Raw genomic sequence first — 15,856 nt, 5'->3', positions numbered from 1 at the left:
CTCAGTCCTTGGGCATGTCGTTGATGGGGTGGTCGTGGGCCGCCCACAGGTGCTGGACGGCGTACGCCCGCCACGGCCGCCACGCGGCGGCGTGCCGGGTCAGCGCTCCGGGCGTCGCGGGCAGGCCGCGGGCGGCGGCGCCGTGCCGGACGCCGAGGTCCGTCGGCACGAAGGCGTCGGGGTCGCCGAGCGCCCGCATCCCGATGATCCCGGTGGTCCACGGGCCCATGCCGGGGAGCTCAGCGAGCTGTGCGTACGCCTGGGCGCGGTCGCTGCCGACGCCGAGGGAGAGTTCGCCGGACGCGAGGGCCCGGACCAGCGTCACGACGGTGGTGCGGCGGCCGCCGGGCATGGCGAGCGCCGCGGGGTCGAGGCCCGACAGCGCCTCGGCCGACGGGAAGAGGTGGGTGAGGCCGCCCCCGGCCGGGTCGTCGACGGGCTCGCCGTGGGCGGTGACGAGGCGTGCGGCGAGCGTGCGCGCCGCGGCGGTCGACACCTGCTGGCCGAGCACGGCCCGTACGGCGAACTCCTCCGGGTCCACGGTGCGCGGCACCCGGCGGCCGGGGGCCTTGGCGACGAGCGGGGCCAACCGCTCGTCGGCGGCGAGCAGTTCGTCCACCGCCTCGGGGTCCGCGTCGAGGTCGAGGAGGCTCCGGCAGCGGCTGATGGCTCCGGCCAGGTCGCGCAGGTCGGAGAGGGCGAGCCGGCAGTCGATGTGGTCGGGGCGCGGGACGAGGGTGACGGTGCCGTGGCCGTACGGGAGGCGCAGGGTGCGGCGGTACGCGCCGTCGCGCCACTCCTCCACGCCGGGCACGGCGGTCGCCACCAGGTGGCCGAAGAGGTTGTCGGGGCACAGGGGCGTCCGGAAGGGCAGCCGGAGCGCCAGCACGCCGGGCGTGGCGGGCTTCCGGCCATGGGCCGCGCGGGCGCGGAGCTCGGTGGGAGAGAGCGCGAAGACCTCGCGTACGGTCTCGTTGAAGGCGCGTACGGAGGAGAAGCCGGAGGCGAACGCGGCGTCCGCCATGGACAGTTCGCTGGTCTCGATGAGGATGCGGGCGGTCTGGGCGCGCTGGGCGCGGGCCAGGGCGAGCGGGCCCGCGCCCAGCTCGGCGAGCAGCTGGCGCTCGATCTGCCGGGTGCTGTAGCCGAGGCGGGAGGCGAGCCCGGGGACGCCCTCGCGGTCGACCGTGCCGTCGCCGATGAGCCGCATGGCCCGGGCGACGAGGTCGGCCCGCTCGTTCCACTGTGGCGAGCCGGGGCTGGCGTCGGGCCGGCAGCGCTTGCAGGCCCGGAAGCCGGCTTGCTGTGCGGCGGCCGCGCTGGGGTAGAAGGTCATGTTCCGGTCCTTCGGCGGCACGGCCGGGCAGCTCGGGCGGCAGTAGATGCCCGTGGTGAGCACGGCGGTGTAGAACCACCCGTCGAAGCGGGCGTCCTTGGAGCGGACGGCCCGGACACAGCGGTCGAAGTCGGTGTACATGCTTCAAGGATCGTCCGCGGCGGCGGCTTTGGCTCGCGGAAATCCGACATGGACGTTTGAGGGGCGGGAGGGGCGGAAATGGGTGCGCCCTCGATGCCCTCAAAGGCGCACCCTTGCCGGCCTAAGAGGCGAGCAGCTTCAGGATGTTCTCCGTGGTGTCCGTCTCGGCCAGGCGCGGGAAGGTCCGCTCCATGGCGACCCGGTGGATCTCGGGGTCGGGGTCGGTGACGGCGTCGGTGGCGATCGTCACGTGGTAGCCGTGTTCGTGGGCCGCGCGGGCGGTGGACTCGACGCCCGCGCCCGTCGCGATGCCGCCGAGGACGATCTGGGTGACGCCCCTGCGCCGCAGCTGGAGGTCGAGGTCAGTGGCGTGGAAGGCGCCCCAGGTGTGCTTGGTGATCACGATGTCGCTGTCCTGGCGGTCGAGTTCGGGGGCCAGGTCGGCGAAGTCGGCCGGGGGCTGTCCGCCGCGCAGCGGGGCCTCGGAGCGGCCGGACGCGGCGCCGACGACGCGTACGAGCACGACCGGCAGGCCGCGCTCGCGGAAGGCGGCGGCCAGCCGGGCGCCGCGGGCGAGGATCTCGGCGGAGGGGTGCGCGGTGGGGAGGGCGAGGATGCCCTTCTGGAGGTCGACGAGGACCAGCGCGGTCCTGGGGTCGAGGGTGGTGGCGGGCATGGGGCGGCTCCTCAGGTGCGGGTGCGCAGGGCGCGGTCGGTGACGGTCAGGACGACGAGGGACAGGCTCAGCGCACCGGTGACGGTGGCGAGGTGGTGCAGGCCGGCGTCGGTGGCCCGCTGTCCGTAGCAGAGGCCGATCAGGGCGGTGGCGGCGATGGCGCCGAGGTACTGCGCGGCGCGCTGGACGCCGGCCGCCGCGCCGAGGCCGCCGGGCGGGGCCTGGGCGTAGACGGCGGCCTGGTTGCCGGTGGAGGCGAGGCCCTGCGGTACGCCGAAGAGCGCGGAGGTCAGCAGCAGCGCGGCGAGCGGCGTGCCGCCGTGCGCGAGGAGCAGACCTCCGCTGCCGAGGGCGAGCAGGGCGGCCGCCGTGGTGAGGGGTGCGCGGAGGCTCTTCGTACGGGCGCCGAGCAGTGAACAGGCCGCCGCCGCACCGGACATGGGGAGTATGACGAGGCCGGTGGTGAAGGAGGAGTAGCGGTGGGCTTCCTCCAGCCATTGGGTGAAGCCGTACAGCGTGCAGTAGATGGTGAGGTAGGCGAGCCCATGCCGCAGGCAGGTGACGACGAGGGGCCGGTTGCGCAGGAGCGCGGACAGCGGAGTGGGCTCGGCGGGACGGCCGCCGCCGCGTGCCGGACGGGCGGTGTCGCGGGGCAGCAGGCGCAGGCCGAGGACGAACGGGACGATCGCCAGCGGCACGTTGACGGCGAAGATGCCGCGCCAGCCGGTGGTGGCGATGAGCAGGCCGCCGAGCGCGGGGCCGATCGCGGCGCTGCCGAGCGCCGCGAGGGAGAGCCGTCCGAGGACGGTGCGCGGTGGCTCGCGGCCGACGCGCAGGGATTCGGCCCGGAGCATGGCCATGGCGGCGGGATAGGCGGCGGAGGTGCCGATGCCGAGCAGGACGCGGGAGACGATCAGCTGCCCGAGGCCGGAGGCGAGGGCTCCGGTCAGGCCGGCGGCGCACACCACCACCAGGCCGGCGAGGAAGACGCGGCGCGGGCCGAGCAGGTCGGCGAGGCGCCCCATGAGGGGCTGGCCGACCGCGCTGGCGAGGTAGAGGGAGGAGACCAGCCAGGCGGTGCCGGACGGGCCGGTGCCGAAGTCGTGGCCGATGGCGACGAGGCCGGTGGCGATGGCGGTGGTGTTGACGGGGTTGAGGACCGCGCCGAGGAGGAGCGGTGCCATGAAGCGGCCACCGAAGGCCGGACCGGAGTCGCGGTCCGCCGGAGGCGGCGCGCCCGTCCCGCCGGTGTCACGCGCCGCCCCGGTGGCGGGGGTCCGGGGCGCGCGTCCGGGGCCTTTCATTCCGCGGCTCATTCCACGGTCATTCCTCGACCAGGCGTTTGAGCAGCCGGGTGGCCTCGATCAGGGCGCGCTGTTCGTCGGGGCCCAGGCGGCGCTCGATGGCGGCCGCGAGCCAGCTGTTCTTGGAGTCGCGTACGGACGCGAGCGCCTCCTCGCCCTCCGCGGTGAGGGAGAAGACGACCTGCCGGCCGTCGGTGGGGTGCGGGGAGCGGGTGACCATCTCCGCCTCCTCCAGCACGCCGAGGATCACGCGCATGGACTGGGGACGTACGAGCTCCGCGCGGGCCAGGGCGGCGGTCGTGGCGGGGCCGTCGGTGCCGAGCCGGCTGAGCACGGCGCGCTGGGAGGGGGTGAGGGCGCCTTGGGGTGAGGCCGTACGCAGGCGCCGCATGAGCTGGGAGACGGTGGCGGCCAGATCGGCGGCGGCGCGTTCCTGTTCCTTGTCAGGCATGGTTCCACCGTAAAGAACGACAGGGAAACTTGCAAGTTTGGCTGTCGAGTTATCCACAGGCCACGCGCCGGTCTTGCCACCGAGCGTGACGGGTCATACGGTCGCAGCACACGTGGATCTACGCGTGTCAGCCTGGCTGACGCCCCGGCAAAGGAGCAGCTCATGGCCAATGTTGTGCGCGCCGCTCTGGTTCAGGCGACCTGGACCGGCGACACCGAATCGATGATCGCCAAGCACGAGGAGCACGCCCGCGCCGCCGCCGCGCAAGGCGCGCAGGTGATCGGCTTCCAAGAGGTCTTCAACGCCCCGTATTTCTGCCAAGTGCAGGAGAGCGAGCACTACCGCTGGGCCGAGGAAGTGCCCGACGGGCCCACCGTCCAGCGGATGCGGGAGCTCGCGCGGGAGACGGGCATGGTGATCGTCGTGCCCGTCTTCGAGATCGAGCAGTCCGGTTTCTACTACAACACGGCGGCCGTGATCGACGCCGACGGCCGCTATCTGGGGAAGTACCGCAAGCACCACATCCCCCAGGTGAAGGGCTTCTGGGAGAAGTATTACTTCAAACCCGGCAATCTCGGCTGGCCCGTCTTCGACACGGCCGTCGGCAAGGTCGGCGTCTATATCTGCTACGACCGCCACTTCCCCGAGGGCTGGCGCTCGCTCGGCCTGGCCGGGGCCCAGCTGGTGTACAACCCCTCCGCCACCTCGCGCGGACTCTCCGCCCATCTCTGGCAGTTGGAGCAGCCCGCGGCGGCCGTCGCCAATGAATACTTCGTGGCCGCGATCAACCGCGTGGGCCGCGAGGAGTACGGCGACAACGACTTCTACGGCACCTCGTATTTCGTGGACCCGCGCGGGCAGTTCGTCGGTGATGTCGCCAGCGACACCAAGGAGGAACTGGTCGTCCGCGACCTGGACTTCGGCCTCATCGACGAGGTCCGCCAGCAGTGGGCCTTCTACCGCGACCGCCGGCCCGACGCCTACGACGGGCTGGTCCGGCCGTGAGTGCCGCACCCCCGGAGGTGCCTCCTCCCGGCCCCTCCGGCGACGCCCCCGCCGCCCGTCTGCACATCCGGCACCGGGCCGTGATGCCCGAGTGGCTCACGCTCTACTACCGCGAGCCGCTGGAGCTCACCCACGGCGAGGGCCGCCATGTGTGGGACGCCGAGGGCCGCCGCTATCTCGACTTCTTCGGCGGCATCCTCACCACCATGACCGCCCACGCCCTGCCCGAGGTCACCAAGGCGGTCGCCGAGCAGGCGGGGCGCATCCTGCACACCTCCACGCTCTATCTCGACCGCCACATGGTCGAGTTGGCCGAGCGGATCGCCTCGCTCTCCGGCATCCCCGACGCGCGGGTCTTCTTCACCACCTCCGGCACCGAGGCCAATGACGCGGCCCTGCTGCTCGCCACCACCCACCGCGGGTCCAACCAGATCCTGGCGATGCGGAACAGCTACCACGGCCGGTCCTTCTCCACCGTCGGCATCACCGGCAACGCCTCCTGGTCACCCACCAGCCTCTCCCCCCTGCAGACCCTCTATCTGCACGGCGGCGTGCGCACGCGCGGGCCCTTCGCACAGCTGTCCGACGCGGAGTTCACCGCGGCCTGCGTCGCGGATCTGGAGGACATGCTCGGCCAGGCGCACGGCAACGTCGCCGCGCTGATCGCCGAACCGGTCCAGGGCGTCGGCGGGTTCACCTCGCCGCCCGACGGGCTGTACGCCGCGTTCCGCGAAGTCCTCACGCGCCACGGCATCCTGTGGATCTCCGACGAGGTGCAGACCGGCTGGGGCCGCACCGGCGACCACTTCTGGGGCTGGCAGGCGCACGCGGCGAGCGGCCCGCCCGACATCCTCACCTTCGCCAAGGGCATCGGCAACGGCATGTCCGTCGGCGGGGTCGTCGCCCGCGCCGAGGTCATGAACTGCCTCTCCGCCAACTCCATCTCGACCTTCGGCGGCAGCCCCGTCACCATGGCCGCCGGCCTGGCCAACCTGACCTATCTGCTGGAGCACGACCTCCAGGGCAACGCCCGCCGCGTCGGCGGTCTCCTCATGGAGCGGCTGCGCGCCGTCGCCGGCGGGCTCCCCGTCGTCCGGGAGGTGCGCGGCCGCGGCCTGATGGCCGGTGTCGAGCTCGTACGGCCCGACGGATCGCCCGCGCCGGAGGCCGCCTCCCTCGCCCTGGAGCACGCCCGCGAGCGCGGCCTGCTGATCGGCAAGGGCGGCCACGACGGGAATGTGCTGCGCATCGCCCCGCCCCTCACCCTCACCGTCGCCGAGGCCGAGGAAGGCGTCGCGCTCCTGGAGCAGACCCTGCACCAGGTGCAGCACGCACAGGAGGGGGAACGGCCATGACCAGAACGGCCATTCGCGGCGGGCTCGTCATCACCGCCGCCGAGGAGACGACGGCGGACGTCCTGATCGAGGACGGCAGGATCGCCGCCCTGGCCACGCCCGGCAGCGCCGCCGCCCAGGGCTGGACGGCGGAGCGCACCCTGGACGCCACGGGGAAGTACGTCATCCCCGGCGGGGTCGACGCCCACACCCACTTCGAGTTCCCCTTCGGCGGCACCGCCTCCTCCGACACCTTCGAGACGGGCACCCGCGCCGCCGCGTGGGGCGGCACCACGACCGTCGTCGACTTCGCCGTCCAGCCGCGCGGCGGGGCGCTGCGCGAGGGGCTCGACGCCTGGCACGCCAAGGCCGAGGGCGGCTGCGCGATCGACTACGCCTTCCACATGATCCTCTCCGATGTGCACGAGAGCTCGCTGAAGGAGATGGATCTCCTGGTGGGCGAGGGCGTCACGTCGTACAAGCTCTTCATGGCCTATCCGGGGGTGTTCTACAGCGACGACGGGCAGATCCTGCGGGCCATGCAGCGCGCCGCGGGCAACGGCGGGCTGATCATGATGCACGCCGAGAACGGCATCGCCATCGACGTCCTGGTCGAGCAGGCCCTCGCCGCGGGCCGCACGGACCCGCGCTACCACGGCGAGGTCCGCCGGGCGCTGCTGGAGGCCGAGGCCACCCACCGCGCCATCCAGCTGGCCCGGGTGGCCGGCAGCCCTCTCTATGTCGTGCACGTCTCGGCGGAGGAGGCACTCGCGGAGCTGGCGCAGGCGCGGGACAAGGGCCTGCCGGTCTTCGGCGAGACCTGCCCGCAATACCTCTTCCTCTCCACGGACAATCTCGCCGAACCGGGCTTCGAGGGCGCCAAATACGTCTGCTCGACGCCCCTGCGGCCGCGCGAGCACCAGGAAGCGCTCTGGCGCGGGCTGCGCACGGACGATCTCCAGGTGGTCTCCACCGACCACTGCCCGTTCTGCTTCGCCGGCCAGAAGGAGCTGGGCCGCGGGGACTTCTCGAAGATCCCCAACGGCCTGCCCGGCGTGGAGAACCGCATGGATCTCCTCCACCAGGCCGTCGTCGAGGGCCGCATCACGCGCCGCCGGTGGATCGAGATCGCCTGTGCCGCCCCCGCCCGGATGTTCGGCCTCGCCCCGCACAAGGGCACCATCACGCCCGGCGGTGACGCCGACATCGTCATCTACGACCCGCACGCGCGGCAGACCCTCTCCGCCGCGACCCACCACATGAACGTCGACTATTCCGCCTACGAGGGCAGGCAGATCACCGGACAGGTCGAGACCGTCCTGTCGCGCGGCGAGACCGTCATCGAAGAGCGGCAGTTCACGGGGCGTGCCGGGCACGGCCGTTACGTACCGCGCGCCACTTGTCAGTACCTCGTGTAAGGAGCACCGCCGTGGACTTCGGAATCGTCCTCCAGACCGACCCGCCCGCCTCCGCCGTGGTGGACCTGATGCGCCGCGCCGAGGGCGCGGGCTTCCACTACGGCTGGACCTTCGACTCCGCCGTGCTGTGGCAGGAGCCGTTCGTCATCCTCAGCCGCGTCCTCGACCACACCGAGCGACTGATCGTCGGCCCCATGGTCACCAATCCCTCCACCCGCACCCCCGAGGTCACGGCCTCCACCTTCGCCACGCTCAACGACATGTACGGCAACCGCACCGTGTGCGGCATCGGCCGGGGCGACTCCGCGATGCGGGTGGCCGGCCGCAAGCCGAACACCCTCGCCTCCCTGAGCGAGGCGATGCGCGTCATCCGCGATCTCGCCGAGGGGCGCGAGACGGATGTGGGCGGCACGCCGATGCGCCTGCCCTGGGTGCGGGACGGCAGCCTGCCGGTGTGGATGGGGGCGTACGGCCCCAAGGCGCTCGCCCTCGCCGGGCGGGAGGCCGACGGCTTCATCCTCCAGCTCGCCGACCCCTTCCTCACGGAGTGGATGGTCAAGGCCGTGCGGACCGCGGCCTCCGACGCCGGGCGCGACCCGGACTCCGTCACCGTCTGCGTCGCCGCGCCCGCCTATGTGGGCGACGACCTGGACCACGCGCGCGAGCAGTGCCGCTGGTTCGGCGGCATGGTCGGCAACCACGTCGCCGACCTGGTCGAGCGGTACGGCGAGCACTCCGGTCTGGTGCCGGAGGCCCTCACCGCATACATCAAGCAGCGCCACGGCTACGACTACAGCCACCACGGCCGCGCGGGGAACCCCTCCACCGACTTCGTGCCCGACTCGATCGTGGACCGGTTCTGCCTGCTCGGCCCCGTCGAGGCGCACCGCGAGCGGCTGGAGGAGCTGCGGTCGCTGGGGGTGGACCAGTTCGCCCTCTACGCGATGCACGACGCGAAGGAGTCGACGATCGACGCCTACGGCCGGGACGTCATTCCCGCGCTGGCCGGCTCCTAGGAGCTCCGCCCCGGCCGCCGGACCGGGCCTGCTCCCCCTCCGACGGTCGGCGGCTTCCCGTACGGGCTACGGGTATTCGCATACGCGATACCGCGAGACCGCGAGACCCCCGCACCTCGCCTTCACCTGCCTGTCTCCTGACCTTCGCACCGCCGACGCCCGTCCGGCGACTTCCCGGACGCACACTGGCCACACCCGGCGCACACGCCTCGCGGCGCACGCGACGCCCGCCGCCGGGCCCCCGTTCCCCCGCTGAAGGAGGCAAGGCCCATGCCCGTGCCCGTCTTCCTCCACGGCCGCGGTGTGCGGCTGGAGCCGCTCGGCGAGCGGCACGTCGAGGCGCTGGCCGCGGCGGCGGCCGAGGACCGCGGCAGCTATGCCTTCACGCCCGTGCCCCATGGGGTGGAGGCCACGAAGCGCTATGTCGCCGAGGCGGTGGCGGCGCGGATCGCGGGGCGGGCGCTGCCCTTCGCCGTGGTCCGCGCCGCGGACGGCCTGGTGGTGGGCTCGACCCGGTTCTGCGAGCTGGACTACTGGCAGGGCCCGGTGCCCTGGCCGCCCGCTCCGCGCGAGCCCCTGGGCGACCCGCTCACCGCGATACCCGACGCGACGGAGATCGGCGGCACCTGGCTCGCCCCGCGCGCCCAGGGCACCGGGATCAACGCCGAGGCCAAGTTGCTCCTGCTGCGCCACGCCTTCGAGACGTGGGGCGTCCGGCGGGTGTCCCTGCGCGCCGACGCCCGCAACCTGCGCTCGCGCGCGGCGATCGAACGTCTCGGCGCGGCCCTCGAAGGCGTCCGCCGGGCCCACACCCGCGGCCTGGACGGCATGGTGCGGGGCACGGCCTTCTACTCGATCCTCGACGAGGAGTGGCCCCACGTGCGCGAGCGGCTCGAACAGCGGGTGGCGGCGGGCCCCAGGCCGGAGCGGTCGCGTCCGCTCATGTCGGCCTAGGCCGCCCCTTCCCAGGACTTACGGGACGCGCGCCGTCCACTCCTCCGAACTGAACTTCGTCTCCGCCAGTGCGCGGGCGCGGGCCATCTCCTCAGGCGTGACCGCGCCCTCCGTCAGGCCGTAGCGGTCGCGGAAGGAGGCGATCATGCGCTCGATGACGGCCGCCCGCGGCAGGCCGGTCTGGCGGCGCAGCGGGTCCACGCGCTTCTTCGCGCTCTTCGTCCCCTTGTCGGACAGCTTCTCCTTGCCGATCCGCAGCACGTCGAGCATCTTGTCGGCGTCGATGTCGTAGGCCATGGTCACGTGGTGGAGCACCGCGCCCTCCGCCCCGACCAGCCGCTTCTGGGCCGCGCCCGCGATCTTCCCGGAGTCGGTGGCGATGTCGTTGAGCGGCTGGTACCACGCCTTGACGCCCATGCCCTCCAGCGCGCCCAGCACCCAGTCGTCCAGATAGGCGTAGCTGTCGGCGAAGGACAGGCCCTGCACCAGGGCGTCGGGCACGCACAGGGAGTAGGTGATGGTGCTACCCGGCTCGATGAACATGGCTCCACCACCCGAGATCCGGCGGACCACGGTCATGCCGTGGCGGGCCGCGCCCTCGGGGTCGACCTCGTTGCGCAGGGACTGGAAGCTGCCGATGACGACGGCGGGCGAGCCCCACTCCCACACCCGCAGCGTCGGCGGCCGCCGCCCGGCCGCGACCTCCGCGGTGAGCACCTCGTCGAGGGCCATGTGCAGGGCGGGTGACTGGGGTCCGGTATGGATGAGCTGCCAGTCGTAGTCGTGCCAGTCGGTGGCGTTCGCGAGTGCGCGGCGGACGGCGACCCCGACGGCCTCGGAGGTGAGGCCGAACATGACCGCGCCCTCGGGGAGCGCCGCGTCGATGCGGGCGGCAAGCTCCGGGGCCGGCAGGTCGGCGTCGGCCCCTTCGAGCGCCCGGTTGATGTCGAACAACGCCTCATCCGGTTCGAGGAAGAAGTCACCGGCCACCCGGACGTCACGCAGGGCTCCGTCCTCGACCTCCAGGTCCACGACGACGAGCTTTCCGCCCGGAACCTTGTATTCGCCGTGCACGGCCGCGTCCTCCCGCTATGTTCTCTCCGACCGGTCCTCCGGCCGACAGCGGAATCAACCGTAACTCCGCCATCTACTGTCACTCTCGTGGGTGAAGCACCTACACTACGTGCACCCCACACATAACACCGCTCCTTCTCTTCACCTCCCCCCACCCGCTCCCCCGGTCTGCCGGGCGTCGGCTCGTGACCGGGTGCGGGGCCATGCGCGGAAACGTTCCGACGCAGCAGCCCGTTCGAGGGGGGAACCCGAACGTGAACACCTTTCTGTCGCGCAGGGCGAGACGGACCGGAGCGGCTCTCGCCGTCGCGCTGACGCTGGGGATCGGCGCGGTCGCCTGCGACGACTCCGACAAGTCCGCGGACACCAGGCCGACCGCCGCCACCTCCGCGCCGGTCACGCCGTCCCAGGAGCCGACGACCGCGCCGGCCTCGGCCCCGCCGTCGTCCGCGCCCGCGTCCACACCGGGCGGCGCGTCCCCGACGCCCGCGCCGACGCCGAAGGAGGAAGCGCCGTCCGGCGGCGGCACGGCCGGTTCGGCCGGTTCAGCAGGCACGGCCGGTTCGGCAGGGGGCGGAGGCGCCCACTCCACCACCGGCGGATCCGGCGGCACCACGTCGACCGGCGGTTCGCCCGCCTCCGGTGACCACGCGGGCGCGTCCGCGATCTGCAACGACGGCTCGTCCTCCTACTCCGCGCACCGCAGGGGCACGTGCTCCCACCACGGCGGTGTCGCGCAGTGGTTGAAGGATCTTCCCTCCTGAAAGGTCCGGGAAGACGCGCCCGCATGGTTGAAGGAACCGCCTCCGCGGGATCTCCTAGAGGTCATGTTCACGACGCGGCCCACCTTGCAGGGCACCTTCGGCATGGTCTCCTCCACGCACTGGCTCGCCTCGCAGTCCGCGATGGCCGTGCTGGAGGGCGGGGGCAACGCCTTCGACGCCGCGGTGGCGGCGGGCTTCGTCCTGCACGTGGTCGAGCCGCACCTGAACGGCCCGGCCGGCGAGGTGCCCGCCGTCATCGCCCCGGCGGGCGGCGCCGTACGGGTGCTCTGCGGTCAGGGGCCCGCGCCCGCGGGGGCGAGCATCGCGCACTACACCTCGCTGGGGCTGACGCTCGTGCCCGGCACGGGGCCCCTCGCGGCCGCGGTGCCGGGCGCGTTCGACGCGTGGCTGCTGCTGTTGCGCGACCACGGCACCAAGCCGCTCGCCGACGTCCTGTCGTACGCCATCGGATACGCCGAGTCCGGGCACGCCCCGGTCGAGGGGGTCGGCCGGACCGTAGCGGCGGTGCGGGAGCTGTTCACCCGTGAGTGGCCGGACTCCGCCGCGCTGTATCTGCCCGGCGGGCGTCCGCCCGCCCCCGGCCGGCTCTTCCGGAACCCGGCGCTCGCCGCCACCTGGCGCCGCCTCCTCGCCGAGTCCGACGCGGCGGGCGGCGGCCGGGAGCGCCGCATCGACGCCGCCCGCCGCGTCTGGCGCGAGGGCTTCGTCGCCGAGGCGCTCGTACGGGCCGCCGCCCGCCCCACCCTGGACTCCTCCGGCGAATGGCACGCGGCCCCGCTCACCGGTGACGATCTCGCGGGCTTCCGTGCGAGCTACGAGGACCCGGTCACGTACGACTGGAACGGCTGGACCGTGTGCAAGGCCGGCCCCTGGTCGCAGGGACCGGTCCTGCTCCAGCAGCTCGCCCTGCTGGGCGAGCTGCCCGAATACGGCACCGGCGACTACGTCCACACGCTCGTCGAGGGCGGCAAGCTCGCCATGGCCGACCGCGAGGCGTGGTACGGCGACGCCACCGGTGACGTGCCGCTGCGCGAACTCCTCTCGGACGACTACAACTCCGCCCGCCGGGCCCTGATCGGCGACTTGGCGTCGTACGACCTGCGCCCCGGCAGCCCCGGGGGCCGCACCCCGCGCCTGCCCCGGCACGCGCTCACCCCCGCCGACGTGGCGCGGGTGCCGCTGCTGCCCGGCGGGGGCGAGCCGACCCTCGCGTACGACACCGACCCGGCCGTCGGCCCCGACGGGGTGACGCGTGGCGACACCTGCCACCTCGACATCGTCGACCGCTGGGGCAACATGATCTCCGCGACGCCCAGTGGCGGCTGGCTCCAGTCGAACCCCGTCGTCCCCGAGCTCGGATTCCCCCTCGGCTCACGGCTGCAGATGACCTGGCTGGAGGCCGGGCTGCCCAATTCCCTCACCCCCGGGCGGCGGCCGCGCACGACCCTGACGCCCTCCCTCGCGCTGCGCGGCGGCGAGCCGGTGCTGGCCTTCGGCACACCTGGCGGCGACCAGCAGGACCAGTGGCAGCTGCACTTCTTCCTCGCGGCCGCGCTGCGCCCCGCCGTGCGCGGCGGGCTCGACCTCCAGGGCGCGATCGACGCGCCCCAATGGCATCAGGAGTCCTTCCCCAGCTCCTTCCACCCGCGCGAGACCCGGCCCGGATCGGTCACGGTGGAGGCCCGGATCGGGGAGCGGGTCATCGGGGAGCTGCGGCGCCGGGGCCACGACGTGGCCGTCGCCGGGCCCTGGTCGCAGGGCCGCCTGAGCGCGGTGGCGCGCGACCCGGAGACGGGCGTGCTGTCGGCGGCCGCCAATCCGCGGGGCATGCAGGGCTACGCGGTGGGCCGCTGACCCCGGGGTCCGTTCACGGGGAAGCCATCCTGTGGCCATGACCACGCCCCCGGATGTCGGTGGGGCGTGGTTCGATGGACGCATGATCGATGAATTTCTCGCAGGTGATCTGAACCACGTCGAGGAGGCGGTCCGCAAGGCGGCCGCCACCGAGATCATGCCGCGTTTCCGGCAGCTCGCCGCGGACGAGATCGTCGAGAAGAACGGCCCGCACGACCTGGTGACGGTCGCCGACCGGCTCGCCGAGGAGCACCTGACCGCCTCGCTCACCGCCCTGCTGCCCGGCTCCGTCGTCGTCGGGGAGGAAGCCGTGCACGCCGACCCCGGCATCCTCACCGCCCTGCGCGGCAGCGACCCGGTGTGGATCGTGGACCCGGTCGACGGCACCCGGCAGTTCGTCCACGGCGACCCCGGCTTCACCACGCTCGTCTGCCTGGCCCACCACGGCGAGCTGCTCGCCTCCTGGACGTACGCGCCCGCCCTGGAGCTGATGGCGACCGCCCGCCGCGGCGGCGGCGCGGAGCTCAACGGCACCCGCCTGAGCTCCGGCTCGCCCGAGCCGGGCAAGGTCCTCGAAGTGGCGACCTCGCACTACGACTTCACCAACGACGAGCAGAAGCGCGTCCTGGCCGCCCTGCGCACGGACGGCGTCGCGCCGCGCCCCTGCGGCTCGGCCGGGCTCGAATATCTCAACGTGGCGCGGGGGCACATCGACGGGCTCGCCTTCTCCTGGGAGAACGCCTGGGACCACGCCGCCGGGCTGCTGCTGGTCGCCGAGGCGGGCGGGGCGAGCGGCACGGTCGCGGGCGAGCCGTTCCGGATAGCCGGGGGCAACGCCCTGCCGTTCGCCGCCGCGCGGGACGAGGTGACGCTCCGGCATATCCTGGGCCTGCTGGCGTCCGCCGGCTGATCCACGGGGACGAGGGGAGTTGCGTCCGGTGCCCACCATGCTCGACGCGGTCGTCGTAGGTGCCGGGCCCAATGGGCTCACGGCGGCCGCCGAACTGGCCCGCCGAGGCCTGGCCGTGGAGGTGTTCGAGGCCGCGGAGGCGATCGGCGGCGGCGCGCGCACGCAGGAGCTCACGCTCCCCGGCTTCCGCCACGACCCCTGCTCGGCCGTGCACCCGCTGGCGGCGGGCTCGCCCGCCTTCACCAGGATGCCGCTGCACCGGCACGGCCTGGAGTGGATCCACCCCGAGGTGCCCATGGCGCACCCCTTCCCCGACGGCAGCGCCGCCGTCCTCTCCCACAGCATCGGGGAGACGGCGCACTCGCTGGGGCCGCGCGACGCGGGCGCCTACCGCCGGCTGGTCACGCCCTTCCGGGGGCACTGGGACGCGGTGGCCGCGGACTTCCTGCGCACCGCCTGGCAGGGCCTGCCGCGCGACCCCCTGCTCTACGCGCGCTTCGCCCTGCTCGCCGCGCAGCCCGCGGCCCTGCTGACGCGCCGCTTCCGCGACGCGAAGGCCCGCGCGATGTTCGCCGGGCTCGCGGCGCACGGCATCGCGCCGCTCGGCGGCTTCGGCACCGGCGGTATGGCCCTGATCTTCGCGCTCGCCGCGCACGCGGGCGGCTGGCCGGTGCCGCGCGGCGGCTCGCAGTCGATCGCCGACGCCCTCGGCTCGTACGTGAGGGAGCAGGGCGGCGTCCTCCACACCGGCTTCGAGGTCAAACGCCTCGACGACCTCCCGCCCGCCCGCGCGTACGTCTTCGACACCTCGCCCACCGCCCTCGCCCGCATCGCCGGGCTCGGCGACGCCTACCGGAACTTCCGTTACGGCCCCGCGGTGTTCAAGATCGACTATGCGCTGAGCGGCCCCGTGCCTTGGGCGTCGGAGGCCGCGCGCCGCGCGGGCACGGTCCATATCGGCCCGACGTACGAGGAGGTCGACGCGGCTCTCGGCGCCGCGCTCCACGGCGCCGACCCCTCGGTGCCCTTCCTCATCACGTCGCAGCCCAGCGTCGTCGACCCCACCCGGGCCCCGGAGGGCAAGCACACCTTCTGGGTGTACGGCCACGTGCCGAACGGCTGGCAGGGCGACGCGACCGAGGTCATCGAGCGTCAGCTCGAACGCTTCGCACCGGGCTTCCGCGACCTCGTCCTCGCCCGCGCGACGGCGGGCCCGCCGGAGCTTGCCGCTCGCAACGCGAATTATGTCGGCGGTGATATCGCCGCCGGGTCGGTGGCGGGGTTGCGGTTGGTGATCCGGCCGAAGCTCTCGCTCGTGCCGTATGCGACGGCGCGGCCGAATGTCTTCATCTGCTCTTCGTCCACGCCGCCGGGGCCGGGTGTGCATGGTATGTGCGGGCATCATGCGGCTCGGGCGGTCTGGCGGGGGTTGCGGGGGGCTTACTGAGCGTTTGGTCCGTTGATTCGTGTTTGGTCCTGGGGTTTAGGCTCCGCGCCAGTTCAGGGTGGTTTCGCCGGTGAGGCGGCGGGTCATGAGGTCGATCATCGCGAGGTGGATCATGGCTTCGGAGCGGTGCGGGTGGGTCTCGTAGTCGCGG

Annotated in this window: 14 protein-coding genes and 1 pseudogene; 9 read left to right on the top strand and 6 right to left on the bottom strand. The window is 73.3% G+C overall.

What is annotated here, in order from left to right; all coding sequences use genetic code 11:
• Position 1: 1 nt before the first annotated feature.
• The 4 genes from ACZ4A5_RS21335 to ACZ4A5_RS21320 all read right to left on the bottom strand — a co-directional run bounded on the left by ACZ4A5_RS21335 (position 2) and on the right by ACZ4A5_RS21320 (position 3,908).
• Positions 2-1,477: an AlkA N-terminal domain-containing protein gene (locus ACZ4A5_RS21335; RefSeq protein WP_467586191.1), complete on the bottom strand. Its 1,476-nt coding sequence runs from the start codon at positions 1,475-1,477 to the stop codon at positions 2-4.
• Between the two features lie 121 nt (positions 1,478-1,598).
• Positions 1,599-2,153: an isochorismatase family protein gene (locus ACZ4A5_RS21330; protein ID WP_467586187.1), complete on the bottom strand. Its 555-nt coding sequence runs from the start codon at positions 2,151-2,153 to the stop codon at positions 1,599-1,601.
• Between the two features lie 11 nt (positions 2,154-2,164).
• Entirely contained in the window at positions 2,165-3,469 is a 1,305-nt protein-coding gene (locus ACZ4A5_RS21325) for an MFS transporter (RefSeq protein ID WP_467586183.1), read from the bottom strand.
• A 7-nt stretch (positions 3,470-3,476) separates the two neighbouring features.
• Positions 3,477-3,908 (bottom strand): MarR family winged helix-turn-helix transcriptional regulator, encoded by a 432-nt coding sequence (locus tag ACZ4A5_RS21320; protein WP_467586177.1) that lies wholly within the window; start codon positions 3,906-3,908, stop codon positions 3,477-3,479.
• A gap of 162 nt (positions 3,909-4,070) precedes the next feature.
• Here ACZ4A5_RS21320 and ACZ4A5_RS21315 point away from each other — a divergent pair, with 162 nt between their 5' ends.
• From ACZ4A5_RS21315 to ACZ4A5_RS21295, 5 genes are all read left to right on the top strand, one after another.
• On the top strand, positions 4,071-4,913 hold the full coding sequence (locus tag ACZ4A5_RS21315; RefSeq protein WP_366003584.1) for a nitrilase-related carbon-nitrogen hydrolase: 843 nt from the start codon (positions 4,071-4,073) through the stop codon (positions 4,911-4,913).
• Positions 4,914-4,996: 83 nt separating this feature from the next.
• Positions 4,997-6,268, top strand: a complete 1,272-nt coding sequence (locus ACZ4A5_RS21310) for an aspartate aminotransferase family protein (RefSeq protein ID WP_467586395.1) — start codon at positions 4,997-4,999, stop codon at positions 6,266-6,268.
• Entirely contained in the window at positions 6,265-7,665 is a 1,401-nt protein-coding gene (hydA, locus tag ACZ4A5_RS21305) for a dihydropyrimidinase (RefSeq protein WP_467586170.1), read from the top strand. Before ACZ4A5_RS21310 ends, hydA begins: the two co-directional genes overlap by 4 nt.
• 11 nt (positions 7,666-7,676) lie before the next feature.
• A complete protein-coding gene (locus ACZ4A5_RS21300) occupies positions 7,677-8,681 on the top strand; it encodes a TIGR03842 family LLM class F420-dependent oxidoreductase (protein WP_467586166.1) in 1,005 nt (334 codons plus the stop codon).
• A 270-nt stretch (positions 8,682-8,951) separates the two neighbouring features.
• Positions 8,952-9,635, top strand: coding sequence for a GNAT family N-acetyltransferase (locus ACZ4A5_RS21295; protein WP_467586163.1), 684 nt, complete (start codon positions 8,952-8,954; stop codon positions 9,633-9,635).
• A gap of 18 nt (positions 9,636-9,653) precedes the next feature.
• Here the strand turns inward: ACZ4A5_RS21295 and ACZ4A5_RS21290 are convergent, their stop codons facing one another.
• Positions 9,654-10,709, bottom strand: coding sequence for a lipoate--protein ligase family protein (locus ACZ4A5_RS21290; protein WP_467586160.1), 1,056 nt, complete (start codon positions 10,707-10,709; stop codon positions 9,654-9,656).
• A gap of 254 nt (positions 10,710-10,963) precedes the next feature.
• Between ACZ4A5_RS21290 and ACZ4A5_RS21285 the strand changes: the two genes are divergently transcribed.
• The 4 genes from ACZ4A5_RS21285 (at position 10,964) to ACZ4A5_RS21270 (ending at position 15,705) form a co-directional block, all read left to right on the top strand.
• Positions 10,964-11,473 (top strand): DUF3761 domain-containing protein, encoded by a 510-nt coding sequence (locus ACZ4A5_RS21285; RefSeq protein ID WP_467586156.1) that lies wholly within the window; start codon positions 10,964-10,966, stop codon positions 11,471-11,473.
• Between the two features lie 63 nt (positions 11,474-11,536).
• A complete protein-coding gene (locus ACZ4A5_RS21280; RefSeq protein ID WP_467586153.1) occupies positions 11,537-13,348 on the top strand; it encodes a gamma-glutamyltransferase family protein in 1,812 nt (603 codons plus the stop codon).
• An 82-nt stretch (positions 13,349-13,430) separates the two neighbouring features.
• Positions 13,431-14,258, top strand: coding sequence for an inositol monophosphatase family protein (locus tag ACZ4A5_RS21275; RefSeq protein ID WP_467586149.1), 828 nt, complete (start codon positions 13,431-13,433; stop codon positions 14,256-14,258).
• 28 nt (positions 14,259-14,286) lie between these two features.
• Complete coding sequence (locus ACZ4A5_RS21270; RefSeq protein WP_467586146.1) at positions 14,287-15,705, top strand: phytoene desaturase family protein; 1,419 nt, start codon at positions 14,287-14,289, stop codon at positions 15,703-15,705.
• A 36-nt stretch (positions 15,706-15,741) separates the two neighbouring features.
• On the opposite strand, the pseudogene ACZ4A5_RS21265 reads toward ACZ4A5_RS21270, so the two are convergent.
• Positions 15,742-15,856 (bottom strand): annotated as a pseudogene (locus ACZ4A5_RS21265) (IS5 family transposase); the annotation flags it as partial.

It is taken from the genome of Streptomyces sp. NPDC025618, from assembly GCF_055558795.1.
This window is presented reverse-complemented; position numbering and strand designations above follow the sequence as displayed.

Coding starts and splice junctions, on each gene's coding strand:
- ACZ4A5_RS21335 (WP_467586191.1), bottom strand. CDS start 1,477: ATGTACACCGACTTCGACCGCTGTGTCCGGGCCGTCCGCTCCAAGGAC.
- ACZ4A5_RS21330 (WP_467586187.1), bottom strand. CDS start 2,153: ATGCCCGCCACCACCCTCGACCCCAGGACCGCGCTGGTCCTCGTCGAC.
- ACZ4A5_RS21325 (WP_467586183.1), bottom strand. CDS start 3,469: ATGAGCCGCGGAATGAAAGGCCCCGGACGCGCGCCCCGGACCCCCGCC.
- ACZ4A5_RS21320 (WP_467586177.1), bottom strand. CDS start 3,908: ATGCCTGACAAGGAACAGGAACGCGCCGCCGCCGATCTGGCCGCCACC.
- ACZ4A5_RS21315 (WP_366003584.1), top strand. CDS start 4,071: ATGGCCAATGTTGTGCGCGCCGCTCTGGTTCAGGCGACCTGGACCGGC.
- ACZ4A5_RS21310 (WP_467586395.1), top strand. CDS start 4,997: ATGCCCGAGTGGCTCACGCTCTACTACCGCGAGCCGCTGGAGCTCACC.
- hydA (WP_467586170.1), top strand. CDS start 6,265: ATGACCAGAACGGCCATTCGCGGCGGGCTCGTCATCACCGCCGCCGAG.
- ACZ4A5_RS21295 (WP_467586163.1), top strand. CDS start 8,952: ATGCCCGTGCCCGTCTTCCTCCACGGCCGCGGTGTGCGGCTGGAGCCG.
- ACZ4A5_RS21280 (WP_467586153.1), top strand. CDS start 11,537: ATGTTCACGACGCGGCCCACCTTGCAGGGCACCTTCGGCATGGTCTCC.
- ACZ4A5_RS21275 (WP_467586149.1), top strand. CDS start 13,431: ATGATCGATGAATTTCTCGCAGGTGATCTGAACCACGTCGAGGAGGCG.